This window comes from Sporosarcina sp. FSL K6-1522 (assembly GCF_038622445.1).
In the GTDB taxonomy this organism is placed as follows: Bacteria; Bacillota; Bacilli; order Bacillales_A; family Planococcaceae; genus Sporosarcina.
Genome location: NZ_CP152019.1, coordinates 1877133 through 1901938 on the forward strand (window position 1 = coordinate 1877133; position 24806 = coordinate 1901938).

Genomic DNA, 24806 nt, shown 5'->3' on the forward strand with positions numbered 1-24806 from the left:
CTGGTTTTCATAATGCTATTGCAAACCAGTACCTGGCGCACCCCTACAATCATTCAGTGAAAAATGCGGTTACTTGGAAAGAAAAGAATAGATGACTTTCTATAGGAAGTGTAAATGCCCGAAGATGAAATTTCGGGCACTCTTGTACATTGAACTAATGCGTCCTTTTTTACTTGTAGCAGGGCCTAGGCTTCTTAATAAAGAAAATCTAGTAGAAAGTGAAGCTTCCTACAATAACAGTAGAAAAGATTATAACAGAGGCTTTAGCGGCAAAAATTGCATCTTTGGCCGCCACTCTACGTAAAGAGTCAGCAATTCTTTCTTCCCAAAAAGTATTTGCACTTTATATACTTGAGATTTTGAGGCGCGACGGATGAGTAACCGCCATACGATTATCGAGAAAAATGTGTAGGAATGCGACAAAGTCGCATTCCTACACATAGAAACACCTCGATGATGGTATAGCAGTTATTCGATCCAAAGCGCTCCAAAAGCAATTGTATACAGAGTGCCTAGTATATAATTTAGTTGTTTTTTGGCTAATCACTTTTACTACATTCTCTTAGAGAATCATGAAGTTTTTTAATTTCTTCGGTCTGTTTAAGTATATTCAGGTTCGTGCGTCTTATTAAATCATATATCGCTAAAAGCGTTGCGAAAAGTAAGATTATGAAGAGAATATCCATTTTTCCACCCACCTTTTTTCATGTCTACTAGTGATACGTTCTTGATGAATGAGAAGTTTCAATTTACCATAAAGAAAGACCGAGTAACACATTTCGAATGTGTTACTCGGTCTTTTGATTGTTACGCAGTCGGTCCGCCTTTAAGTGAGATATCTTCAGAAACCGTACCGAATTTCTTGAAGTTTTCGCGGAATAGGTCTGCTAGTTCGTTCGCTTTTTGGTCATAAGCCGCACCATCAGCCCAAGCATTACGTGGGTTCAGCACTTCTGCTGGAACACCTTCGATTGCAGTTGGCATTTCAAGTCCGAATATCGCGTTTGTTTCTGTTTCAACGTTGTTTAATTTGCCAGCAAGCGCTGCGCGTACCATTGTACGTGTATGTTTTAGATCCATACGCTTCCCAACGCCATATACGCCGCCAGTCCAGCCCGTGTTGACAAGGAATACTTGTGCATCGTGCTCATCGATTTTCTTCCCAAGCATTTCAGCGTAAACTGTCGCATGCAATGGTAGGAATGGTGAACCGAAGCATGTTGAGAATGTCGCTTCAGGTGCTGTAATACCACGCTCAGTTCCCGCAAGTTTCGAAGTGAAACCGCTTAGGAAGTGGTACATCGCTTGTTCTTTCGTCAATTTTGAGATTGGAGGCAATACGCCGAAAGCATCCGCAGTCAAAAAGACGATTGTTTTCGGGTGACCCGCAACAGAAGGATCGACGATGTTGTCGATATTTTGGATTGGGTACGCCGCACGTGTATTTTCAGTTAGTGAACCATTATCGTAATCAGGGATGCGTGTTTCTGAGTCAATCACAACGTTCTCTAACACAGAGCCGAAGCGAATCGCACCGAAGATTTCAGGTTCTTTTTCTTGTGATAAATTGATACATTTTGCGTAGCAGCCGCCTTCAATATTGAAGACACCATTGTCAGACCAACCATGTTCATCGTCACCGATTAGTTTACGGTCAGCATCTGCTGAAAGTGTTGTTTTACCTGTACCAGAAAGACCGAAGAACAAAGCAACGTCGCCGTCTTCACCAACGTTTGCTGAACAGTGCATTGGCATAATACCATTTTCAGGTAGCAGGTAGTTCATGATTGAGAAAATCGATTTTTTCATTTCTCCTGCATATTCAGTTCCACCAATTAAAACAATGCGTTTTTCTAAGGACACAATGATGAATGTCTCAGAGTCTGTGCCATCGACAGCTGGATCTGCTTTAAATGAAGGAGCAGAAACGATTGTGAACTGCGCTTCGTGTGTCAACAATTCTTCCACAGTTGGGCGGATGAATAGTTGGTGAACGAATAAGTTATGCCATGCAAATTCATTGACAACTTGAATCGCTAAACGTGAATCTGGATCTGCACCTGCGAATCCTTTGAAGACGAATAGTTCGTCTCTGTCTTTTAAATGAGTGATGACTTTATTATAGAGTGAGTCAAAAATTTCGGATGAGATTGGGCGGTTTACATTGCCCCAGTCAATTTTATCTTTAGAAGAAGCTTCTTCAACAGTATACTTATCCTTAGGAGAGCGTCCTGTATATTTACCTGTTTGAGCTGTAATCGCACCGTCTGCAGTTAGTTGTGCTTCACCGCGTGAAGTTGCTTTCTCAACAAGTTGTGGAACAGAAAGCTGTATATTTACGTTCTTTCCGGAAAGAAGACCTTTAAGTTTGTCGTCAATTTTAGCTGATATCATAGTTATGTACCATCCTTTGCGTATAGTCCCAATCAGTTGGGTAACATCACATTCTTGAATTAGTATAACACATTAAGAATAATAGTCTATACTAATTAAAAGTGCAAGTAATTATATGTGAAAGACAGAAAAGAAATTTGACAGATGCTCTGAACTTTCGTATTATAGGTACTTGAACGGATACTCTTATCCCGAGCTGGTGGAGGGGCAGGCCCTATGAAACCCGGCAACCTGCAATGACAAAAATGTCAGCGCGATGGTGCCCAACCTGAAGCAAGGCACAGTTCCTTGGACGATAAGAGTGAAGGGTACTTTTAAAATCAGGCCTTTCCTCATGTGTGTTGACGTGAGAGAAAGGCTTTTTTATATCGTTTAGCCCTTAATCCACGTGTATCGAGCTCAAAATGGCTTGAAGTCCATTCTTCTATATAAATTGAACTTATGATTTTCATTAACCTATAGCGGGAGGCGCTTTACAAGCGGTCGCCAAAGCGCCGATTGTTGTTAGGAAGGTTATTTTATTCGATATATAGAGTGTGGATTTTACATGGGACTTATGAGTACCGTATCAATCTCGTAGGATACTAAGGAGGAAATCGAATGACAAATCGTCGATTATTTACATCAGAATCAGTAACAGAAGGCCATCCGGATAAAATGTGTGATCAGATTTCAGATGCGATTTTGGATGCCATTTTAGCAGAGGACCCAAATGCACGCGTTGCGTGTGAAACAACGATTACAACTGGACTTGTGCTTGTTGCAGGGGAAATTACAACGACTACATATGTAGACATTCCAAAAGTTGTTCGTGAAACAGTAAAAGAAATCGGTTATACACGTGCGAAATATGGTTTCGATTGGGAAACATCTGCAGTATTGACGGCGATTGATGAGCAATCACCTGAAATTGCTGCAGCGGTTAACCAAGCGCTTGAAGCACGTGAAGGTTCAATGACAGACGACGAGCTAGAAGCGATTGGAGCAGGTGACCAAGGTCTAATGTTTGGTTACGCTTGTAATGAAACACCAGAGCTTATGCCGTTACCAATCAGCTTATCTCACAAGCTGTCACGCCGTTTAGCACAAGTGCGTAAAGACGAAGAACTTACGTATTTACGTCCAGACGGTAAAACGCAAGTAACAATAGAGTATGATGAAAACAATCGTCCGGTTCGTATTGATACAATCGTTATTTCTACACAACACCATCCAGACGTGACAATCGAACAGATTCAACGTGATATTAAATCGGTTGTCATCGAGCCAGTCGTACCTGCAGATTTAATCGATGAGAACACAAAATACTTCATTAACCCAACAGGCAGTTTCGTTGTCGGTGGACCACAAGGCGATGCTGGTTTAACAGGTCGTAAAATCATCGTTGACACATACGGCGGCTATGCACGTCATGGTGGCGGTGCATTCTCTGGGAAAGACGCGACAAAAGTAGACCGTTCTGCTTCATATGCGGCTCGCTACGTAGCCAAAAACATCGTTGCTGCAGAATTGGCAGACCGTTGTGAAGTTCAATTGGCTTATGCAATTGGTGTAGCACAGCCGGTATCGATTTCAATCGATACATTTGGCACTGGCAAAGTCGCAGAAAGCAAACTAGTTGAACTTGTGCGTGGACTGTTTGACCTTCGTCCAGCAGGCATCATCAAAATGCTTGACCTACGTCGCCCAATTTACAAACAAACGGCTGCATATGGTCACTTCGGCCGTACAGACATCGATCTACCTTGGGAGCAAACAGATAAGGCTGCTGCGTTGAAAGCACAAGCGGGGCAGACTGTATAATAAAGTCATGACGCTGGAAGAAGGGTTTTTACTTTTTCCAGCGTTTTTTTCTATCATTCGTAGTTTTCTCAATCAGTTGCCGAATAAACAGTAGATGGTAAAATAAATGAAATGCATATTTTACTGGAGGGAACAGCATGGCGAGTATTGGTCTTATAGGTATGTTATTACTCATTGGAGTCGTTGGTTTTTTCGTTTTGATTGGATTAGTTATCTACCTATTTGTCAAAAAATAAGCGCCGCCCAACGGATGTTGGATGGCGCTGTTATCATTTTTGCAAGCTTTTATAATACTGTCCTTTTTCTACGTAGCTGTTAATGATGCGGCGCATATCAGCACGATCTGCATCATTGAGTTCGCGAACGACTTTTGCGGGTGAGCCGAGGGCAAGTACGTTCGGCGGGATTATTTTCCCTGGAGGAACGAGACTGCCTGCTCCTATGAAGGCACCTTCACCAATTTCAGCGCCATCTAGAATAGTGGATCCCATGCCAATGAGGGCACTTTTTTTTATGGTACAACTATGCAAGGTGACATTATGGCCAATCGATGCTTCATCTTCTAAAATGAGCGGGAACTTTGGGCTTTGATGTAGGCAGCAGAAGTCTTGGATATTAACTCTTGCGCCGATAATGGTAGGTGACACATCCCCACGAATGACCGTGTTGAACCAAATGGATGATTCGGGACCGATTGTTACGTCTCCGGTAATCGTTGTATAGTCTGCGATAAATACAGATGGATCGATAATCGGTGTTTTGTCTTTATATGGATAAATCATCAAGCTCTCCTCTTTTCTCTTTATCATGTATAATTATCGTATCAAAGATTAGGTTTTTCGTGTAGCCGAAAAGGGAAATATAGAAAAGCATTATCTTTATTTAGCAGAAGTCCCGCCCCCTACAGGTTTAGATGAATGCGATTTTATTTTCCCATTCAATGGGTGTCAGGATGCCCGCTGAACAATAGAGGTACGCAAGCTAAGGTCGTCACATCCAAAGAACGGTGCCTTAATTTCTGCAAAAAAAGCGTAGAAATACGGCCAAACGAACCCTTCGTAGTTCGATTGGCAACGCCTGCATGACCTGCGTCGTGCAGGCCCAAGCCTCCGGCAGATGTCACGGATTTTGAAAGGAGTTAATCGAGCCTGCTCGATGCAAAATCTGGACGAAATTACGCCGAGGTGTAATTGATAAGGGGGAGGATGTCCATGTGGAAATGGGAAGCGGAAGGGCAGCCGAAAGCTGTTGTGGTCATCGTTCATGGTGCGTACGAACATCATAGTCGATATGCATGGCTGATACAGGAACTCCGGAGTAGCGGGTTTCACGTCGTCGCGGGAGATTTACCTGGACACGGAGCGAGAGCGGCCGGACAAATACATAATGAAGCATTTGATGACTATGTGACTTATGTGGAGAAACTATTTGAGGTCGGTATTCATGATAATTTACCATTGTTTATCATAGGGCATGGGCTCGGTGCAACATTGGCGATGCATCTCCTGCAAATCAAAAAAATGGAATGTGCAGGTATGATTTTGAGTTCACCGTGGCTAGCGCTAACACATTTGCCACCTAAGTTTTCAGCGATGTTGACCAAACTATCCTCTTCGATGCAACTCAATCATGCGATTAGTGTAGAATTATTGACTCGAAACGAAGAGTTGTACGAGGAAATGCAACAAGATGAGCTTTATAATCCGATTGTGACGGCGGGATGGTATAAGGAACTGCAAACACTTATGAAAGCGGTCTATGAAGGTAAAATTCATAATGTCCCAATCCTGCTTCATAGTGGGGAGCAGGATCGGATTTCAGATCCTACGTATGCAAAGAAGTGGTTGATGAATCAAGGACTCTCCGAATTCCAATATAAAGAATGGCATCGGCTTTACCATGATGTTTACCAAGAGCCCGAACGTGAAGAAGTGTCCTTATATACGCAATCCTTCATGAACAATGTGTTGAGATCGCTTGGATATGTAGTTTAAAAAAACGCCAAACTATGGCGTTTTTATTTTGGGATAAAAGGAGAGTTTATGTTGACAACAGTCGGATTTGTACGTCATGGTATCACGGCGTGGAATAAAGAGGGAAGAGAACAAGGGAGTCTGGATATCCCGCTCGATGAAGAGGGCATTGGGATGGCTAAGCGTGTCGCTGAAAGACTAGCGGCAGAGCAATGGGATATCATCTATACAAGTCCGCTCGTTCGCGCGAGAAGAACAGCGGAAATCATTGCACAAAGACAGCAGGGAATGGCGTTTGTTGTTGACCAACGTCTGCGTGAACCGAGTAGTGGGCAAATAGAAGGGACTACGGAAGCAGAGCGTGTTGCGAAGTGGGGAGAAGCGTGGCGGGAGTTACAACTAGGCGGTGAATCACATGCGGCGATGCTGGCACGCGGGATGGAATTTATGGAAGAACTGAAAGAAAAGTATCCGAAGAAACGTGTGTTGGTTGTTAGCCATGGTGGGTTCCTGGGGCATTTACTAGAATGGCTTTTGCCGGAAGGGAAGATAGCGGGGGATCTTGCCAACACCTCCTTGACGATGGTCGAACTTTCAGGTGGAAGCAACCGGTGTTCATTGCTTAATTGCACGAAGCATTTGCGACAGTTGAATTAAAATGATATATATATGGACTTCTAGCGAGTAGATACCAAATTCATAAACACCAACGCCACTTTATTTTGTCACGTATATGTATTGAAAGAAAAGTGGCAAGTAATAACAGAGTCCTTCGCCTTGTTCTCTCATAACTTTAGTCATAAAATCACCCAAAAAGGATGTGGCTTTCGTTTTATTTTTACATGAATGGGGAAATTACCCATTAAAATACTCGTATGAAATGATAAAGTAGAACTGTTACTTTTCTGATTATTTAAAAGGAGGGGGGGACCATAATGATTAATAAAGGGTTATGGGGGACTACAAGAAATAGGGATGTTAGCACAAAGAGGCGATACATATGAAAGTACTTGAAATCCATTCCTTCAAGGAGGGAATCCACCGAAACATTGCGATGCTTGACCGTCTAGGCACTGAAATGGATGCCATCCAGCAAACAGTTCAAGGGTTAGTTGTGATGGAGGATTCGCTGAAAGGTGAAGGGGGAAATGCGATTCGTGCATTTTATGCAGAATGTCACTTGCCATTTCAGCAATTTTTCAAGCTGTTTCAAATTCGCTTCGTGTATGTCTTAAAACAGATGGATGCGGCGCTTGACACACTCGAATCAAATCCAGCGGGTTTCATTCACGAAGGTTTTCTCAAAGACGAAGTTGAACCGGGGCTGAAATTGATTGCACAACTGACGGACAGTTTGACGGAGGAAGCAAATAGCATTATGAATCGCGTTGCCGACATCGTAGCCCTTCCACATCTTGATGATAGTGAAGTGCAGGAGGGGGTTCACCATGCTACAATCAAAAGGAAAACGACTGTCACACAATTGCATGAATTCGACGCAACCCAGACAATCGCATTAACGCCCATTGAGCAAGATCTTGCGACAATGGACACATGGATTGCCGATATTGAAAGGCTATTCACGGATGGCGTTACGGACATTCGTTTCTCATCAGATCAATGGGCAAACTTGTCTGCCCAAAATACACTGAAGACAGATTTAGTGCAACAAACAGCCGCCATGGCAGGTCTCCCCGTCATGATGGGCATAAACGGTCAGCCGACAACGCAGCTTGGTGCGCTGCTAGCAGGACAAGATCCGATTCGGTTTGGCTACGGATTTGTGGATGGACCGAATTTGCTGTATGAATTGGGTATTTTAACGTTTCCAGGTATGGCGACTTACGGGAAACCAATCACCAAGGTGAATGGAGCTGAGGATGCTGTATTACAGGCCTTTTTTAAGGAACTGGCCAAACAACCAAATTCCGCAGCACCTGGAAATCCCAATCCGATTGATCCAGTTACAGGCGATTACGTCATGATGAATCAAGGTGTGGTCCGTGTATCGAAGGATTATGGTCCGAGGGAATTGAGCCTAATCGATAAAGCGGGCTTGGCGGTAGCGAACTTTTTTATTTTAAATGACCTGAATACCATCAAAGATTCGAATGCCTCAATTCCAGAAAAGGGGTTAGCAGCAGCGTCCATCATACCTATTGGGAGGTTATTAAAACTCGATGAGCTTGACTTTATCCTTAAGAAGGAATCTCCGGCTGTAGGGGTGATTAGCTCTGGAAAAGGCGGGAAGGTTGCTGATAAGGGTACGGGTACTAATAGTAAGAAAGCCAACGGGGCTTATAAATTTAATTTTGTTGAAAATGCAAAAAAACATCTAAAAAATGTTGAAAATGTTAATACTAAAAAAGGTATTGTTGGTGGTCACAATATGGATGAATTTAATAAAGCATTGAAAAGTCAAGGTTTCAATCCAAATGATTTAATTGTGTCTAAAAAACCGCATCCATCAATTGAAGGAATTTATGAAATAGAGTATAAAATACCTAGAAAAGATATGGCTGGTAATATTGCCGAACCAGTATCCTATAAAAATATCAAGGAACCTAAAACAGTTTATGACCCATCTAAGATTAGTGATGACAAAATTTATCAATGGGGACAGGAAGCAATGCAGAACGGAAAAATAAATGGGAGACTTGTTGAAGGAACTGCTTCAAACGGTTTAAAATATAGAGGTTATCTGAATGAGGCTGGCGAAATAACAAACTTTTTCCCTATTATTGATTAACTAAAATATGATTTGATTGGAGGGAGAAAATGAGTGGAGAATATCAAGTAAATGAAAGTAAGGCAGATATTGATAAATTAATGCTAACATATTTTAATTTTATAAATGGAAAATATATAGAAAAAGCATTGAAAAGCTTTGCCGAAAGAGAAGGTTATGGACAAGAGATCGTATTTGTTTTTTTTCAGTCTGATTTGGATGAATATGATATGGCACAATTACCTAGACCTTTAGATGAAAAACATGTTTTGATAGAACTAGGTTACCCAGCAGTTGAAATTGAACAAATAGCTTATTTGGATTTTAAAACATTTTATGATTATTTGGACGAAAATGTAAAAAAAGAAACGAAAAAAAATCCAGAGAATACTGAGCTAACAGATTTATTGGAGGAAGTGAAACGTAGTTTATATATATAATTTTTTATAATTAAATAAAAAATACCCTCCATCATTTGACTGGTAATCAAGTTTTCAATAGTAAACAAAGAGCTAGCTATATCGTATAAACTGCTACCGATGTCAAGGATATTAAAAAAAGAGTTCATGCAACTAAGAGATAATTCCTATATTGAATGAGGATACTGGTGAATATAGAGATGTTGGAAGTCATCATGTTCATACAAGGTCTACTACCAAGGATGATATTAGTTGTGACTTTAAAAAGGATTTAGTAAAAGCTAAGAATATATGAAGATTTTGAGTAGGAATAATGTATTTTTTTAGTGTTGAAAATGTGGTGCCTGTCACTCATTTAATTAGACTTCAAATAGTGACATTGTTTGTAAGACCTTGGTTGGCTAGATGCCTTTCAAGGTCTTTTACCTTTTTGAGCTTATATAATAGTCAATCACGCCAAAATATTCTCAAGGCGGATTTAGTACACTCACAACGACTATCTGATTGATTCAACTACGGGCGATTATGCGTTCACATTTGAGGGCATGCGGAAAGTTGTAGGTGGAAATGGACCAGGAATTCCAGATGGTCTCACGCCTTATGCGATGCTCGGGGCACTGAACTTCTTTCCGGAAGATATCGGTATGATGGTTAACGCTGATGTGACAGCAATCGAACGATTAGAAGCCGCGGCATTCACTGGCGTAAAGAACTTAATGATGTGTTTATTTAATTTGGATATATTTTGGGGAATTAGGTACAATTGAATGATTTACCCGATTTAAAATATTCTTTCTTCCTATAGTCTTATAGACTATAATAGGGACGTTGGCTTATCGTGTGTTTGAGGTGATAGGGCTGATTGAAATAAAAGGAGTTGGGTAAATTGAGGTCAGTTAGAACGAAGATTGTGGCAGGGGCATTGCTCGTAATTTTACTATCATTAGCATTTATTTATGTCGTGACGAGCATGCAGATGGAGAAAAGTGCATCTACAAATATCATTGAAAACAGCGAAGTCACTGTCGATGAAATGAGTATCGGAATCCGAAATTTTTTGTTGCAGTATGAGTATGGCTTGGATTTGCTAATTGAAAATCCTGCTATTATCGATTTTAGGAAAACGCAAGATGGAACACCTGATGTGGATGTGCAAGCGCTGGAAGCTGGTGTGGATAAAGCTTTTAATCTATACCGAGAAAAGTTGACGGAAACGAGTGCAGTTGCCATTCATTATAACAATAAATATTCGAAGCTTGTGGCAGATGTGGAATTGCCTGAGGATTATGATGTAACGAAGCGACCATGGTATCAGGAGTTAGCCGAAAATCCGGGGCAAGTGTTGTGGACAAATCCTTATGTAGACGCTTTCACGGGTGAATATGTGATTACGGTCGCGAAAGCGATTATGGTAAATGGCAAAATGGAAGGTGCTGTTAATATTGATATTTTGCTGACATCCATTGCCAATCGACTTGCTGAATCGAATATGAAATTTGAAGGCTATCCATTTATTTTTGATCCTGAGGGTGTTGCGCTTGTGCATCCAACACTCCAAAGTGAAAGTGGTATGGAAAATGCATATATTGCAGCGATGTATGACGAAGGAAAATCGGTAGGGCATATGAATTTTGATGAAAATGGGAAAAAGAAAGTCGGTGCCTATACGACGTTAGAAGGCTTCGATTGGAAAATTGGTGTCGTCTATGATGAAAACGCTATCAAAGCAACAGCCGATGAAGCGAAGAGACTGCTGTTACTTATTGGAATTGCTACGTTAGTCGTAGTGTCCCTCATCTTATGGGTGTTGATTACCCGACTGATTAAACCGCTCTATTCGTTGCAAACAGCGATGGATCAAATTGCGGATGGCGATTTGAGTGTTCAGGCGGACGTACAGTCGCAAGATGAATTTGGTCGACTAGCTGAAAATTTTAATGACATGACTAAGAAGGTGCATGATGTCATTACGGTTGTCAATCGCTCTGTCGATGAAGTACGTATGGCTGCGGAAGGGCTGAGTGCATCCGCAGAAGAGACGAATGCAGTTAGTGAGCAAATGGCAGGGGCAATCGATGATATCGCATCAGGCGCTTCAAAATCTGCGCATGATACAGAAGACGTGACGACGACAGTTGATTTGTTAGGTTCTCAAATTATGGGTATTCATGAAAAAGCGGGTGTGATGACTGAAATTGCGACAGAAGCCGAGCAGGTCAATAAAGAAGGGCGAGATCAAATCCAGCAGTTACAATCTTCTTTCGTAGGTTCCCAAACGACATTGCGCTCGATGGAAGATGTTGTCGGTGAACTAGAGTCGAAAGTCGGTGCAATTGGTGTTGTGATGGAGACGATTACCGAAATTTCCGCGCAGACGAATTTGTTAGCACTGAATGCTAGCATTGAAGCAGCGCGTGCAGGTGAACATGGTAAAGGCTTTGCGGTCGTGGCAGATGAAGTACGGAAACTTGCGGAGCAATCAGCGCGGGCGACGGAAGAAGTAAAAGTGACGGTCCAAGAGCTACAAACAGGCTCACAGCAAGTGGCGATTCAAATGCGAGAAACAGGTGAAACGTTTATTGAACAGGAAAAAGTGGTAGAAGGAACGCAACAAACGTTCAGCAACATAGCTGAGCTGATGAACAAACTTGAACAATCGATTGGCAGTGTATACGACGAAGTGAACCGGGTAGTGGCACATAAAGAAACGGTTATGCAAACGATTGAAACGATGGCAGCAACGGCTCAAGAAACCGCAGCAGCGAGCGAAGAAATCAGTGCATCAACAGACGAACAACTTCGCGCAATTCGTGAAGTCGCACAAGCGGCGGATACATTGTCTGGATTGAGTGATGAACTGCATACTGCGATTAATCATTTTAAGATGTGATAAAAAGGAGCTGTTCCAGAAGTCAGTTTTACTGATTTTCTGGTCAGCCCTATTTTATTTGTACATGTTTTATTTCATCATTTCAATTCATTGAAAAAGTTGACGAGCATTTTCGCTGCCTGAGCACGCGATGTTGGATTATTTGGCATATACTTGAGATCCGAACCAGTTGCAATGCCAAGTTCGTGAAGCATGGAAATAGCATTTATTGTTTCTTCGTCGTAGCTTCCGAAGTTTGGAGACGGTGCTTGTTGCATTTCAATATAGTTCATACCGTTTTTTTGTCTACATGCACGGTGTAGCATTAAGGCAATCTGTGCGCGTGTTACTTTGCCATCCGGTTTGAAGTTTCTATTGGGATATCCTTTAACGATACCTAAATGATAAGCCGCCGCAATTTCGGCCGCGACGACGAATTCTAAAAACATTGTTGCCTTTATCTAAGTTGATTTTAACACCATCACGTATTTATTTTTCTTGAAAATAGGCTTTCGCTGCGGTATGCGTTGTATTAAAATTGTAAGTGTCACTCAAATAAACAATTAAAAAGATGGAAAATGAGTGTAAGATAAAATTTGGAAAAGCGCTTACTCTAGCCGTAAAGTATGTATATAGGCTACAATGGTTATGTAGAAAATCGAATTTTTCTAATAACTAATCAACAGATAGGGAGAAATGATAATGAAAGTGACAATATATGATGTGGCGAAAGAAGCGGGGGTCTCAATTGCTACTGTTTCGAAGGTAATCAATAAAACTGGACGCATTGGTGAAAAAACAAAAAGGAAAGTCCGTGCAGTTATAGAGGAATTGAATTATCAGCCGAATATGATGGCGTCGGCGCTGATGGGGAAGCAAACAAAAACAATTGGGCTACTGATTCCTGATTTGGCCAATCCATTTTTCTCGGAATTAGCAAGGAGTATTGAAGTCCGCGGACAGGAACTTGGCTACAATCTTGTCATGTGTAATACAGACTATCAGATAGAAAAAGAGGATCAATACCTAGCTCTTTTAAAACAAAAAAGTGTAGATGGGTTTATTTTGGCATCAGGATTTGAAAGGTTAGATAAGGTAGAACAGCTAATGAAAGAGGATATACCCGTGGCCATTGTAGCTCGTGATTTTCCGATGTTTACCGTTAATGCGGTGGCACTTGACGACTTCATGGGGGGGTATCAAGCAGCATCTTATTTGATTGGATTGGGGCATAAAAATATCGGAATCATTGCACGGGATGTTTGGAGTAATAGGGAACGAATCCGTGGTTTCAAACAAGCATTAGAAGAAAATCATTTGGAGTTTCCGAGTAACTTTGAGTATATTTTCGAAAGTACCGCGGAAGCAGGGAAATCGATTGCACATAAATATTTAAATGCGAGTAATGTACCGACTGCTATTTTTGCATGTAATGATTTATTAGCAGCAGGCGCACTCCAGGCCGCAAAAGATAATAGATTAAATGTGCCAGAACAGCTTTCTGTTGTCGGTTTTGATAATACCCATATTGCAAGGATTGTAGAACCACCTTTAACGACCATTGCACAACCGATTCAAAGTATGGGGGAAAAAGTAATGGACTTAATGGTTTCGATGATTCAAGGTGAAGAGAACGAAAAAATTCGTATTACGATGCTTCCATCCATTGTAGAGCGAGAATCTACTGCTAGATTAAAAGCTAAATAATTGCTTTTCTGATAAGTTAAATTAGGTTGACTCTTTAGAAAACAGGTGTTAAAGTAGGAATTATTAGATTTTTAATCGCTCTCATTATAAATAGAGCATTATTTTTAGCATTTAGATGAAGCGCTTAACCAAAGGGTGGTGTTTAAAGATTAGTTGACCCGTTTGAAGTAAAGAGAGGGTGCTAGAAGATGAAAGGTAATTGTTTGATTGTTCAATCAGGTGGCCCAACAGCTGCTATTAATAATTCAATGGTCGGCATTATTGATGAAGTTTTGTATTCATCATTTACGGGCACCATTTACGGCGCCACAGGTGGAATTCATGGATTACTAAATGAATCATTCATTACATTAAATCATCTATCTATTGAAGATAGATTTCGGTTGCGTTGGACACCAGGAGCCGCATTAGGGACATGGCGTTACAAATTGACATCCGCTGATTTTGAATCTATTATAAAAAATTTACGAAAAAAAAATATACGTTACCTTTTTTACATTGGTGGCAACGGCTCGATGAATGTAGCAAAAGAAATTGATGTATTTGCAAAAGCTGTTGGCTATGAATTATATGTGATTGGAATTCCAAAATCGATTGACAATGATTTGCTAGGTACAGATCATTCGCCCGGTTATGGAAGTGCAGCGAAATTTTTGGCGACTTCGGTGCTTGACATTAAAATGGACATGGCTAGCTATACAGAAAACAATCGAGTGACAATTATTGAAACGATGGGCAGACATACAGGTTGGCTTGCAGGTGCTTGTTCGTTAGCGGAAGGTATGGCTGATGATGAATGTCAAGTACTCATTTATATCCCGGAAGTACCATTTGACTTGCAAGATTGCTTGAGTAAAGTGGTAAAAGCTTATCATGAAAAAAGAAATACAGTGTTGGTTGTAGCGGAAGGAATACGACAAGGGAATGGCCAATTAGTTTGCGATGATGACCTAGAGTACGATGTTTTAGGAAGAGCAAAATTAGGTGGAGTTGCTGCTTACTTAAAGGAAATCGTTGAAGCACAGACAGGTATTGATACGCGTTCCATCGATTCAAGTATTTGGCAAAGAAGCAGCATCACTCTTGCATCCAAGACGGATCTAACGGAAGCTTACCAAATTGGAAAAGTAGCTTGGCGATATGCTATGGACGGTTATACCGGTGTTATGATTGGTATGAAAAGGGATACGAGTGTGGATGATTATCAAATTCTCTATGAAACGATTTCGTTGAAAGAAATGGCAGGACAGGAACGTTATGTACCCAAGGAATGGTATAACGACAAAGAAAATACAATGACAATTAAGTTTAAACAGTATGTATGTCCGATTATTCAAGGTGAAATGTTGGTTCCAATGGAGAATGGATTGCCGATATATAAAAGAGTGATTTAAAAAAATACTTTTCAAATCAAAAGTTAAGCGCTTACCCTTATCCCTTCATTATTAAGATTTAGTGATAAGGCTGTAGATTCTTATGTAGTCGTTTTTAGAGAACTGAACAAGGTAGGTGAGGGGCTTGAAAGAAAAAATTCGCTGTGCCGTAATTGGTGTAGGGAGATTGGGATTTGTTCATGCGAAAAATGCTGCAACTCGTATCCCGGGAGCAGAAGTCGTCACAATTGTTGCCTCTAGAAAAGAAAGTGCTGAGAGGGCAGCTTGTGAACTAGGTGTACAAAACTGGACGAATGATCCACAGGAAGTATTCGATGATCCATCTATTGATGCCGTTATTATTGTGAGTCCGACAAAAACCCATGCTGAATTAATCATTCGGGCAGCAAGAAGTAAAAAACATATCTTTGTAGATAAGCCGCTAACCGAAACGATAGAAGAGGCCGATATGGTTATCAAAGAAATTAACGAAAATAAAGTCTTTTGTCAGGTAGGATTTATGAGGCGTTTTGATCCTTCTTATGCAGAAGCAAGGAGAAGAATTGTTCAAGGCGATATCGGAGAACCATTATATTTTAAAGGGCTAAGTCGGGATCCTGGGTCTCCGCCTGAAAACTATATTAAGACAAGCGGTGGAATTTTTATTGATTTATGTATTCACGAGTATGATATCGCACGGTTTTTAATGGGAGACGAAGTGAAATCAGTTCAATCCTTCGGTGAAGTACTCGTTCACCCTTTTATGAAAAAGTATCATGATATTGATCAGGCATTGACCTTTATGAATTTCAAAAATGGTGCTTCGGGAGATGTAGAAGGAAGTAGAAATTCTACATTTGGCTACGATATTCGAGGAGAGGTTGTCGGTTCGGAGGGTGCCATCCAAATTGGTTCTCTTCAACATCATAATAATATTATATTCTCAAAAAATAAAAGCTATCATGATAACATTCCGAACTTCCCAACTAGGTTTCAGGATTCTTTTCTAAATGAATTGAAGCATTTTATCGACTGCATTCGAAGAAATGTAAAACCACTTGTTGATGAAATCGATGGGAAAATAGCCTTGGAAATTGCAGTAGCAGCAACTGAATCAGTTAAGAAGAGAGAATTGGTTTATTTATAAAAAATCTCTACGAAGGAGAATGGAGAATGAACACACTAACAGAAGCGAAAACAGCAACAAAAGAGGCAACAGCAACGAAACCAAAAACAATTCGTTTAACAATGGCACAGGCACTTTTAAAGTTTTTGGACAATCAGTATATTGATTTTGAGGGAAAAGAAAATAAGTTTGTGAAAGGTGTATTCGGGATTTTTGGTCACGGAAATGTTACAGGAATGGGAGAGGCACTTGAAAGACATACAGGTAAACTCACCTATTTACAAGGGAAAAATGAGCAAGGAATGGTGCATACAGCAGCAGCTTACGCAAAGCAAAAAAATAGGTTGGAAATTTATGCTTGTACATCATCTGTCGGTCCGGGTGCTCTCAATATGGTAACGGCGGCAGCAACGGCAACGGTCAATCGTGTACCTGTCTTACTATTACCAGGTGATATTTTTGCTAGCCGCCAACCGGATCCAGTACTTCAGCAAGTCGAAGTTCCGACTGATTATACAATCTCTGCAAGCGACGCATTTAAGCCTGTCAGTAAATATTGGGATCGCATATCCAGACCAGAACAATTAATGACAGCAGCATTAAATGCGATGCGTGTGCTAACGGATCCGGTTGACACAGGGGCTGTTACATTATCTCTACCACAGGACGTTCAAGCTGAAGCTTATGATTATCCAGAAGAATTCTTTAAGAAAAGAGTCCATTATATTGAACGAAGAACACCTTCTGAGCAAGCAATTCAACGAGCTGTTGAGCTAATTGCTCAAAAGAAAAATCCAGTTATTATTGCTGGTGGTGGTGTTCATTATTCCTTGGCGACGGATGAACTAGCCGCTTTCGCGGAAACGTTTATGATTCCAGTTGGTGAAACGCAAGCAGGAAAAAGTGCATTGCCTTGGAAACATAGCATGAATATGGGGAGTATTGGTGCTACGGGCTCGCTCGCATCTAATATTTTGGCGAAAGAAGCTGACCTTGTTATTGCAGTTGGTACAAGGTTGTCAGATTTCTCTACATCCTCCAAAACTGCTTTTGAAAATCCAGAAGTCGAATTTTTAACTATCAATGTAAGCGTTTTCGATGCATTGAAAATGGATTCACAAGCGTTAGTGGCAGATGCCAAAATAGCACTTGAACTGCTTACGAAGGCATTGAAGGCTAACAATTATCAAAATACACATCAAGCGGAAAGACTGCAAGGGCTGAAAATAAAGTGGGATCAAGAAGTAGATAAATATTACGCAGATGAGCGAAAAGATGGATTATCACAAACGCGAGTTCTCGGGGAAATTAATCAATTCATTGAAGACAAGGATATTATCGTTGCAGCTGCGGGGAGTATGCCTGGTGACTTGCACCGTTTATGGAGAAGTACAAACCCTAAAACGTATCATATGGAATATGGCTTCTCATGCATGGGATATGAAGTTGCAGGTGCACTGGGCATTAAACTCGCGGAACCTGATCAAGAAGTATATGCGCTTGTTGGTGATGGCAGTTACTTAATGATGCACTCTGAACTTGTGACAAGCTTGCAGGAAAATAAAAAGATCACTGTTTTACTGCTGGATAATAACGGCTATCAATGTATCCATAACTTGCAAGTTGGACAAGGTAGCGATGGTTTTGGTAATGAATTCCGTTATCGTTCTGAAGAAGATAATCGTTTGTCAGGAGCGTATATGCCAATCGACTTTGCAGCGAATGCTAGAAGTATGGGGGCAAATGGATATACGGTTCGTACACTTGACGAGTTACAAGCTGCATTAGAGAATGCAAAAAAAGAAACGGTATCTACATTGATTGATATCAAAGTCCTATCAGGAACATGTACAACAGGTTACGAATCATGGTGGCGCTTAGGGGTAGCTGAAGTATCTACCGATGAAAAAGTGCAAAAAGCACATGAAACGATGGAAGAAAAAGTGAAACAAGCTAGACAATATTAATAAAAAACAGGGGGAAAGAACATGTCTAAATTATTAGTAAAGTCAACAAAAAACTCAAACCAAGACGGTAATCTGATTACAATTACGCCGGAATCTGCTAACTGGGAGTATATCGGATTTGAGGTATACAAACTAACAGAAGGGCAAATCTTTGAACAAGAAACGGAGGATAAAGAAGTGGCTGTCGTTATTCTTTCGGGTCGCGCCAATGCTGCTACGAAATCGCAATCATGGCAAAATATCGGGAAGAGAATGAATATTTTTGAAAAGATCCCTGCTTATACAGTATATATTCCAAATGAAGACCAAATTAAAATAGAAGCATTAACTGAAGTAGAAATTGCTGTTTGTAAAGCACCAGGTAAAGGTACGTATGAGGCCAGACTTATCGGGCCGGAAGATGTCGATGTTGCAAAACGTGGATCAGGCAGTATGCAACGGGAAATTCACGGGATTTTACCAGAAGATAAGCCGGCCGATAGCTTATTTGTCATTGAAGTGTTCACACCAGGAGGAAACTGGTCAAGTTACCCGCCACATAAGCATGATGAAGATAATTATCCGCAGGAAGTTTATTTGGAAGAGACCTACTATCATAGAGTAAACCCGGCTGATAGAGGATTTGCAGTTCAACGAGTCTATACAGACGATAAATCCTTGGATGAAACGATTGTTGTAAGGGACGGGGAGGTTGTAATTGTGCCAGAAGGGTATCACCCTGTCTCAGCGCCTCCTGGTTATGATTTATATTATTTGAATGTCATGGCTGGTCCAATTAGAACTTGGAAATTCACGAACGATCAAGATCATGAGTGGTTAATGAAGTAAAACTCTTTATAATAAAACGCCTGCCGGAGGGATAAAGATGTCATCAGTCAATCTTCCTTTTAATTTGGGAATTCACCCTATTAACTGGGTTGGAGAAGATGTGCTAGAACATGGAGACTTCTACACATATGAACAAGTAATGGAGGAAATATCATCACTTGGATTTGTGGGGACGGAGATTAGTCGAAAGTTCCCTAAAGATCCAGTGGAATTAAAAAAAGCACTGGATCGATATAGCTTACAACTAACAACCCAGTGGAAATCCGTCTTTTTTTCGGATCCTAAACGGCATGATAGTGAACTGGAAGCCTATCGTAAGCATGTGGAATTTTTAAAGAACTTTGGTTGTAAAGTTGTCAGTACAGCTGAAATAGGCGGATCAATGCTTAATCAAGATCCGCGACGCGGGCAAGATGAAACATATGTCCAACGACTGGATAATGATGGTTGGGAATACATGGTGGAAGGGCTGAACAAGGCCGGAGAAATTTGCCGGGAAAATGGTATGCATCTTGTATATCATCACCATGCTGGAACAGTTGTGGAACAACCAGAAGAAATTGACCGCTTAATGGAAATGAGCGACCCTAGCTCTGTCTCCCTGTTATATGATACAGGGCATGGTTACTACGGCGGGAATGATCCTGTTCAATTATTAGAGAAATATCATGACCGAATTAAATATGTCCATTTAAAAGACATTAGACAGGAAGTATTAGATAAGGCGAGAACAGATGCGTACAGTATTCGACAATGCATTAGTAATGGTCTCTTTACAGTGCCAGGCGATGGGTGTCTAGATTTCACGGCGATTTTTAATAAGCTCGTTGAAAAAGGATATTCAGACTGGGCATTGATTGAAGGAGAACAAGATCCTTTAAAGTGTAATCCATATGAGTACGCTAAAAAATCAAAGGCCTTTATCGAAAATATTGTAGGGGAATTTTCTAATGTTAAATAAGAGATAATTTAAATCGTGAATTTGCATAAAGAAAGTAAATAAGCTTTCTTTATGCAAATAAAATCAAATTTTAGACCGGATTACCTATCATGAGGTAAGCGCTTTCATATATAGGGTTATTGTAGACGATTTTTAAAAGACAATAAATTTTTACTAACTTATTTTAAAGGAGATGTAAGTAAATGAAAGAAGTTATTCGCTGTGCTGTATTAGGATTGGGAAGACTGGGCTATTGGCATGCTGAAAACCTTGCTTCTAAAGTGAAAGGTGCCAAGTTGATTAGTGTTATTGACCCACTTGAAGGAAGGGCGGAGCAAGTTGCTAGAGAATTAGGGGTAGAAAAATGGTCAAGGAATCCAGATGATGCATTTGAAGACGATAATATTGATGCAGTTATTATTGTAACCCCTACAAGTACGCATGCTGATATGATCAAACGCGCTGCGAAAAATGGAAAACAAATCTTTATTGAAAAACCACTTACTCAAGAACTGGTAGAGGCTGACGAGGCAATCAAAGTTATTCAAGAACATAAAATAACGTGTCAAGTAGGGTTTATGAGAAGATTCGACCCAGCATATGCTGAAGCAAAAAAGAGAATCGAAGCTGGAGATATTGGACAACCACTGTACTTTAAAGGTGTAAGTAGAGATGGAAATGTACCACATGAAGAGTTTATTAAACATAGTGGCGGAATTTTTCTTGACGTTGCAATTCATGATTATGATATTGCCCGTTTTCTAATGAATCAAGAAGTAACTTCGATTACAACGACTGGGAATGTTCTACTGGAATCAAATAATTTTATGAAAAAATATAATGATGTAGATCAGGGACTATCATATATAAACTTTACATCAGGCGCTTCAGGAGATATCGAAACGATGAGGATTGCTCCATATGCATACGATATTCGAGGAGAAGTTATTGGAACAGAGGGTGCTATTCAGATTGGTTCTATGAGAAATAATGACGTTAAAATACTCACGAATAAAGGGAGTTATAATGATTTGATTCAGGATTTTCCTACGCGATTTCAAAATGCCTATTTATTAGAAATGATTCATTTTATTGAAAGTCTACAAAAGGGTGAAAAACCAGCATGTACTGAGATAGATGGAAAAGCGGCTTTGGAAATAGCTGCTGCTGCGACTAAATCTTTTAATACTGGGGAAACGGTTCATCTAGGGCTTCAAAAAGTAAAGTGAAGGATTGTAGCTTTTAAAAACTAATCAATAGAGGTGGGAAAATAATGAAGTTTGGTGTTTGCCAATGGTCTCTTCCAATCGATGGACCGTATGCGATACGAATGACCGCGGATGTAGGTTTGAAGGGGATTCAATTAGATATCGGCAGTTACAATCGAGGTTTTCCATTATCTTTGCAGGTTGTGCAAGAAGCCTATTTAGAATATGCAGAAAAATATGGTATTACAATATCTTCTTTGGCAGTCAGAGAACTAGATAATTATGGAATGACGAGAAAGGATGGAACGCCTGAGAAAGAGATTGTATTAAAGGCAATATCAAAGTCTATTGAGATTGCAAATGCCATGAGAATCCCAATAGTTATGTTAGCTAGTTTTGAGGATGGGGAAATAAAAACTGAGCAGGACTTTAATACAGTCGTTGATTGTCTTAAAAAAGCTTGTGAAGAAGCTGAGCAATATAATCTTATTATTGCAACCGAAAACCTATTGTCTATTGAAGAAAACAAAAGGCTTTTCAAGTTAGTAAATAAACCTAATCTTAAACTTTACTTTGATACTCAAAATTATTATTTAAGAAAAAATTATAATACTGCTAATATGGTGCGAGAACTTTTCCCATATATCTGTGAAGTTCATGTTAAAGATGGAGCCAATGGTTATTTAAGTGGGGCTTTACTCGGAGAAGGAGACTCTGGATTTTTTGAGACTATGAAGGTCTTAAAAGAGAAGAAATTTGATGGTTGGATTCATTTGGAAAATTACTATGATCAGCAGCCATTATCTTTACAGGGAGAAGATCCAATGGAGCTTTTGAAAAAGGATATTTTAACTTTGGAAAATACAGTTTCTTAACTTGATCTTTTAACGCAGAGGAAATAGCCCAGCTGAATAAGCAAAAAGTTAAAGGAAATAGAATACTTTAGAATGAGGAGGGATGAATTTTGCTTTTACAAGTAAAGGATGTCAGTAAGTCTTTCTCAGGCGTTCAAGTTTTACATAATATTAATTTAGACGTTGAAGAAGGTGAAGTACATGTTTTATTGGGAGAAAACGGTGCAGGTAAATCAACGATTATTAAAATCTTGACCGGTGCCTACACAAAAGATACAGGCGAAGTTTGGTGGGATGGAAAAGTTTTGAATGTAACTAAACCCAAAGATGCGATTGATGCAGGAATAGCAACGATTTACCAAGAGTTAAACCTCATTCCAGAATTATCGGTGATGGAAAACATCTTTTTAGGACATGAAAAGAAAAAAGGGAATAAGTATTCCCTTTTGGATCGTAGACAAATGAGAAAAGATTCAATGGTATTAATGGAAAGGCTCGGTCAAAAAGTTGATCCCGATGAACTAATTGGGAGTTTAGGTGTTGGACAACAACAATTAGTCGAAATAGCGAAAGCGCTTTCCCTTAATGCTAGATTAATTATTATGGATGAGCCAACTTCTAGTCTTAGTGCAAGGGAAGCAGAGGAATTATTATTGACAATTGAAAGACTTCAAAAAGAAGGAATCACGTTTATCTACATCTCACATCGTCTGGAAGAAATAAAACGGATTGGTAATCGAATTACGGTGTTACGAGATGGTGCAAATGTACAAACAGTACCAGTTGAAACAACTTCTATTGATCAAATGATTACATTAATGGTTGGAAGATCGTTAGATAACAAGTTTCCTAAAGTAAAATTTGAAAAAGGGAACGAAGGATTGAAAGTGGAAAACTTGAAACTTACGCCTGAATCAGAACCTATTAACTTTACCGCATACCAGGGAGAAATTTTAGGTATTTCTGGTCTTGTAGGTGCAGGACGAACCGAGGTGGTTAGAGCGATATTTGGTGCTGATCCAAAGTTCTCTGGAAATACGTATATATTCGGTGAAAAGACAAATATTCGTCATCCCAAAGATGCGATTGATGCAGGGATTGCGTTTATTACTGAAGATAGAAAAGAAGAAGGATTATTTTTAGATCAATCGCTTATTTTCAATAAAACAATTGCTAAATTGAACCGTGTTAAAAATAAAGGTTTAATTAGCACGAATGCTCAACAAAAGGTTGCAGACAACTATGTACAGGAATTAAAAATTAGACCAAATAATATCCATTTGCTCGCACGAAACTTAAGCGGTGGTAATCAGCAAAAAGTCGTTATAGCGAAGTGGTTATTTACTGAAGCGAAAGTATTCATTTTTGATGAACCGACAAGGGGAATTGATGTAGGTGCAAAAGTCGAGGTATATAACCTAATTAATAAGTTAGTAGAGTCGGGTGTTTGTGTCATTATCATCTCGTCGGAATTACCTGAAATTTTAGGTATTTCCGACAGGATATTAGTTATGCATGAAGGTGCAATCACGGGTGACTTAATGCGCGATGAAGCAGATCAGGAAAAAATTATGAAAGCTGCAACGGGAGGATGATTATTTGTGGAAAATGTTACGAGTACGGCAGGGGGAAAAGAGATCCCTCAACAAGATAAACAAGTGAGAAAATGGAGTTTGAAAACAGCACTTAATAAGTTTGGCCCGTTATTTGGATTACTTGGTCTGTCAGGTATTCTTGCGGTACTCTCGCCAAGTTTTTTACAAATGGATAACCTGATGAACATTGCTAGACAATCGTCCATTAATGCACTGTTAGCTCTGGGCATGCTATTGCCTATATTAACAGCAGGAATTGATCTTTCAGTTGGTTCAATTCTTGCGGTCTCAATTGTTGTTGCTGGTTTGGTATCAGTAACTTGGGGAATGCCACCACTTATCGGTTTGATTGTTTGTTTGGCAGTTGGGGCGATTGCCGGACTTATAAACGGGCTTTTACTAACTAAACTACGTTTACCTCATCCGTTTATATCTACACTTGGAACGATGAATGTTTTCCGTGGATTAGCGTTAATCTTAACTGGTGCTTCACCTATTTTTGGTTTTTCATACTTAATGAACTATGCGGGACAGGAAAGTATTGGTTTGATTCCTATAAGTTTCATATTAGTTCTCATTGTCTATGTCATTTTCCATATCTTCCTTACCAGATCGTCTACAGGAAGATATATATATGCGATTGGAGGCAACAAGGAGGCTGCACGTTTATCAGGAATTCCGGTTGATCGTGTGTTAATTATTGTTTATACATTGAGCGGTTTTATGGCAGCGCTTGGCGGTTTGATATTGATAGGTCGTACAAACTCTGCTTCACCTATTGCCGGGCTAACATATGAATTGGACGCTATTGCGGCTGTTATTATTGGTGGTGCAAGCTTTCTTGGAGGCGTAGGAACTGTATGGGGAACACTGATTGGTGTATTGATTATTGCGGTTCTGCGTAATGGATTAAATTTATTGGGTACTACCTCTGATCTACAAACTATTGTAATTGGTGCGGTGATTGTATTAGCAGTATATGTTGACGTTTTACGTAGGAAGAAAGGTTCGAAGTAGTGTGT

Annotated in this window: 20 protein-coding genes and 1 riboswitch; of the genes, 17 read left to right on the plus strand and 3 right to left on the minus strand. The window is 40.0% G+C overall.

Annotated elements, in window-relative coordinates; genetic code table 11:
* Positions 1–807 precede the first annotated feature (807 nt).
* Positions 808–2394, minus strand: coding sequence for a phosphoenolpyruvate carboxykinase (ATP) (gene pckA, locus MKY34_RS09205; RefSeq protein ID WP_342514864.1), 1587 nt, complete (start codon positions 2392–2394; stop codon positions 808–810).
* A 183-nt stretch (positions 2395–2577) separates the two neighbouring features.
* A riboswitch (SAM riboswitch) is annotated at positions 2578–2696 on the plus strand.
* A gap of 298 nt (positions 2697–2994) precedes the next feature.
* Between pckA and metK the strand changes: the two genes are divergently transcribed.
* Positions 2995–4197: a methionine adenosyltransferase gene (metK, locus tag MKY34_RS09210; protein ID WP_342514865.1), complete on the plus strand. Its 1203-nt coding sequence runs from the start codon at positions 2995–2997 to the stop codon at positions 4195–4197.
* Positions 4198–4466: 269 nt separating this feature from the next.
* Here metK and MKY34_RS09215 read toward each other — a convergent pair whose 3' ends face one another.
* Positions 4467–4979 (minus strand): gamma carbonic anhydrase family protein, encoded by a 513-nt coding sequence (locus MKY34_RS09215; protein WP_342514866.1) that lies wholly within the window; start codon positions 4977–4979, stop codon positions 4467–4469.
* Positions 4980–5408: 429 nt separating this feature from the next.
* On the opposite strand from MKY34_RS09215, the gene MKY34_RS09220 reads away from it, so the two are divergent.
* The 6 genes from MKY34_RS09220 to MKY34_RS09245 all read left to right on the plus strand — a co-directional run bounded on the left by MKY34_RS09220 (position 5409) and on the right by MKY34_RS09245 (position 12207).
* Entirely contained in the window at positions 5409–6191 is a 783-nt protein-coding gene (locus MKY34_RS09220; protein WP_342514867.1) for an alpha/beta hydrolase, read from the plus strand.
* 51 nt (positions 6192–6242) lie between these two features.
* The gene (locus tag MKY34_RS09225) at positions 6243–6827 is read left to right on the plus strand and encodes a histidine phosphatase family protein (protein WP_342514868.1); all 585 of its coding nucleotides are present in this window, start codon (positions 6243–6245) and stop codon (positions 6825–6827) included.
* Positions 6828–7170: 343 nt separating this feature from the next.
* Complete coding sequence (locus MKY34_RS09230) at positions 7171–8919, plus strand: T7SS effector LXG polymorphic toxin (RefSeq protein WP_342514869.1); 1749 nt, start codon at positions 7171–7173, stop codon at positions 8917–8919.
* 29 nt (positions 8920–8948) lie between these two features.
* A complete protein-coding gene (locus MKY34_RS09235; protein ID WP_342514870.1) occupies positions 8949–9338 on the plus strand; it encodes a hypothetical protein in 390 nt (129 codons plus the stop codon).
* Positions 9339–9862: 524 nt separating this feature from the next.
* Positions 9863–10084 carry a hypothetical protein gene (locus MKY34_RS09240; RefSeq protein WP_342514871.1) on the plus strand — a complete coding sequence of 74 codons (222 nt, stop codon included), beginning with the start codon at positions 9863–9865 and terminating at the stop codon, positions 10082–10084.
* Positions 10085–10203: 119 nt separating this feature from the next.
* A complete protein-coding gene (locus MKY34_RS09245; protein ID WP_342514872.1) occupies positions 10204–12207 on the plus strand; it encodes a methyl-accepting chemotaxis protein in 2004 nt (667 codons plus the stop codon).
* A gap of 77 nt (positions 12208–12284) precedes the next feature.
* Here MKY34_RS09245 and MKY34_RS09250 read toward each other — a convergent pair whose 3' ends face one another.
* Entirely contained in the window at positions 12285–12635 is a 351-nt protein-coding gene (locus MKY34_RS09250) for an S-layer homology domain-containing protein (RefSeq protein ID WP_342514873.1), read from the minus strand.
* 253 nt (positions 12636–12888) lie between these two features.
* Here MKY34_RS09250 and MKY34_RS09255 point away from each other — a divergent pair, with 253 nt between their 5' ends.
* From MKY34_RS09255 to MKY34_RS09300, 10 genes are all read left to right on the plus strand, one after another.
* Entirely contained in the window at positions 12889–13893 is a 1005-nt protein-coding gene (locus MKY34_RS09255) for a LacI family DNA-binding transcriptional regulator (protein WP_342514874.1), read from the plus strand.
* 188 nt (positions 13894–14081) lie between these two features.
* Positions 14082–15287, plus strand: coding sequence for a 6-phosphofructokinase (locus MKY34_RS09260; RefSeq protein WP_342514875.1), 1206 nt, complete (start codon positions 14082–14084; stop codon positions 15285–15287).
* Between the two features lie 124 nt (positions 15288–15411).
* Positions 15412–16413, plus strand: coding sequence for an inositol 2-dehydrogenase (gene iolG / locus MKY34_RS09265; RefSeq protein WP_342514876.1), 1002 nt, complete (start codon positions 15412–15414; stop codon positions 16411–16413).
* 26 nt (positions 16414–16439) lie between these two features.
* A complete protein-coding gene (gene iolD / locus MKY34_RS09270; protein WP_342514877.1) occupies positions 16440–18359 on the plus strand; it encodes a 3D-(3,5/4)-trihydroxycyclohexane-1,2-dione acylhydrolase (decyclizing) in 1920 nt (639 codons plus the stop codon).
* 21 nt (positions 18360–18380) lie between these two features.
* Positions 18381–19187 carry a 5-deoxy-glucuronate isomerase gene (iolB, locus tag MKY34_RS09275; RefSeq protein ID WP_342514878.1) on the plus strand — a complete coding sequence of 269 codons (807 nt, stop codon included), beginning with the start codon at positions 18381–18383 and terminating at the stop codon, positions 19185–19187.
* A 37-nt stretch (positions 19188–19224) separates the two neighbouring features.
* Positions 19225–20148, plus strand: a complete 924-nt coding sequence (gene iolE, locus MKY34_RS09280) for a myo-inosose-2 dehydratase (protein WP_342514879.1) — start codon at positions 19225–19227, stop codon at positions 20146–20148.
* A gap of 182 nt (positions 20149–20330) precedes the next feature.
* Positions 20331–21356 (plus strand): Gfo/Idh/MocA family oxidoreductase, encoded by a 1026-nt coding sequence (locus MKY34_RS09285; protein ID WP_342514880.1) that lies wholly within the window; start codon positions 20331–20333, stop codon positions 21354–21356.
* 44 nt (positions 21357–21400) lie between these two features.
* Positions 21401–22210, plus strand: coding sequence for a sugar phosphate isomerase/epimerase family protein (locus MKY34_RS09290; protein ID WP_342514881.1), 810 nt, complete (start codon positions 21401–21403; stop codon positions 22208–22210).
* An 89-nt stretch (positions 22211–22299) separates the two neighbouring features.
* The gene (locus MKY34_RS09295) at positions 22300–23784 is read left to right on the plus strand and encodes a sugar ABC transporter ATP-binding protein (RefSeq protein WP_342514882.1); all 1485 of its coding nucleotides are present in this window, start codon (positions 22300–22302) and stop codon (positions 23782–23784) included.
* Between the two features lie 63 nt (positions 23785–23847).
* Positions 23848–24801, plus strand: a complete 954-nt coding sequence (locus MKY34_RS09300) for an ABC transporter permease (protein ID WP_342515225.1) — start codon at positions 23848–23850, stop codon at positions 24799–24801.
* Positions 24802–24806 lie beyond the last annotated feature (5 nt).

Bases quoted from the DNA above. Each gene is read 5' to 3' on its own strand.
- MKY34_RS09240 (WP_342514871.1), top strand. From the start codon at position 9,863: ATGCGGAAAGTTGTAGGTGGAAATGGACCAGGAATTCCAGATGGTCTC.
- pckA (WP_342514864.1), bottom strand. From the start codon at position 2,394: ATGATATCAGCTAAAATTGACGACAAACTTAAAGGTCTTCTTTCCGGA.
- MKY34_RS09215 (WP_342514866.1), bottom strand. From the start codon at position 4,979: ATGATTTATCCATATAAAGACAAAACACCGATTATCGATCCATCTGTA.
- MKY34_RS09290 (WP_342514881.1), top strand. From the start codon at position 21,401: ATGAAGTTTGGTGTTTGCCAATGGTCTCTTCCAATCGATGGACCGTAT.
- MKY34_RS09230 (WP_342514869.1), top strand. From the start codon at position 7,171: ATGAAAGTACTTGAAATCCATTCCTTCAAGGAGGGAATCCACCGAAAC.
- MKY34_RS09260 (WP_342514875.1), top strand. From the start codon at position 14,082: ATGAAAGGTAATTGTTTGATTGTTCAATCAGGTGGCCCAACAGCTGCT.
- iolB (WP_342514878.1), top strand. From the start codon at position 18,381: ATGTCTAAATTATTAGTAAAGTCAACAAAAAACTCAAACCAAGACGGT.
- metK (WP_342514865.1), top strand. From the start codon at position 2,995: ATGACAAATCGTCGATTATTTACATCAGAATCAGTAACAGAAGGCCAT.
- iolE (WP_342514879.1), top strand. From the start codon at position 19,225: ATGTCATCAGTCAATCTTCCTTTTAATTTGGGAATTCACCCTATTAAC.
- MKY34_RS09250 (WP_342514873.1), bottom strand. From the start codon at position 12,635: ATGTTTTTAGAATTCGTCGTCGCGGCCGAAATTGCGGCGGCTTATCAT.
- MKY34_RS09220 (WP_342514867.1), top strand. From the start codon at position 5,409: ATGTGGAAATGGGAAGCGGAAGGGCAGCCGAAAGCTGTTGTGGTCATC.
- MKY34_RS09235 (WP_342514870.1), top strand. From the start codon at position 8,949: ATGAGTGGAGAATATCAAGTAAATGAAAGTAAGGCAGATATTGATAAA.
- MKY34_RS09285 (WP_342514880.1), top strand. From the start codon at position 20,331: ATGAAAGAAGTTATTCGCTGTGCTGTATTAGGATTGGGAAGACTGGGC.
- iolD (WP_342514877.1), top strand. From the start codon at position 16,440: ATGAACACACTAACAGAAGCGAAAACAGCAACAAAAGAGGCAACAGCA.
- MKY34_RS09255 (WP_342514874.1), top strand. From the start codon at position 12,889: ATGAAAGTGACAATATATGATGTGGCGAAAGAAGCGGGGGTCTCAATT.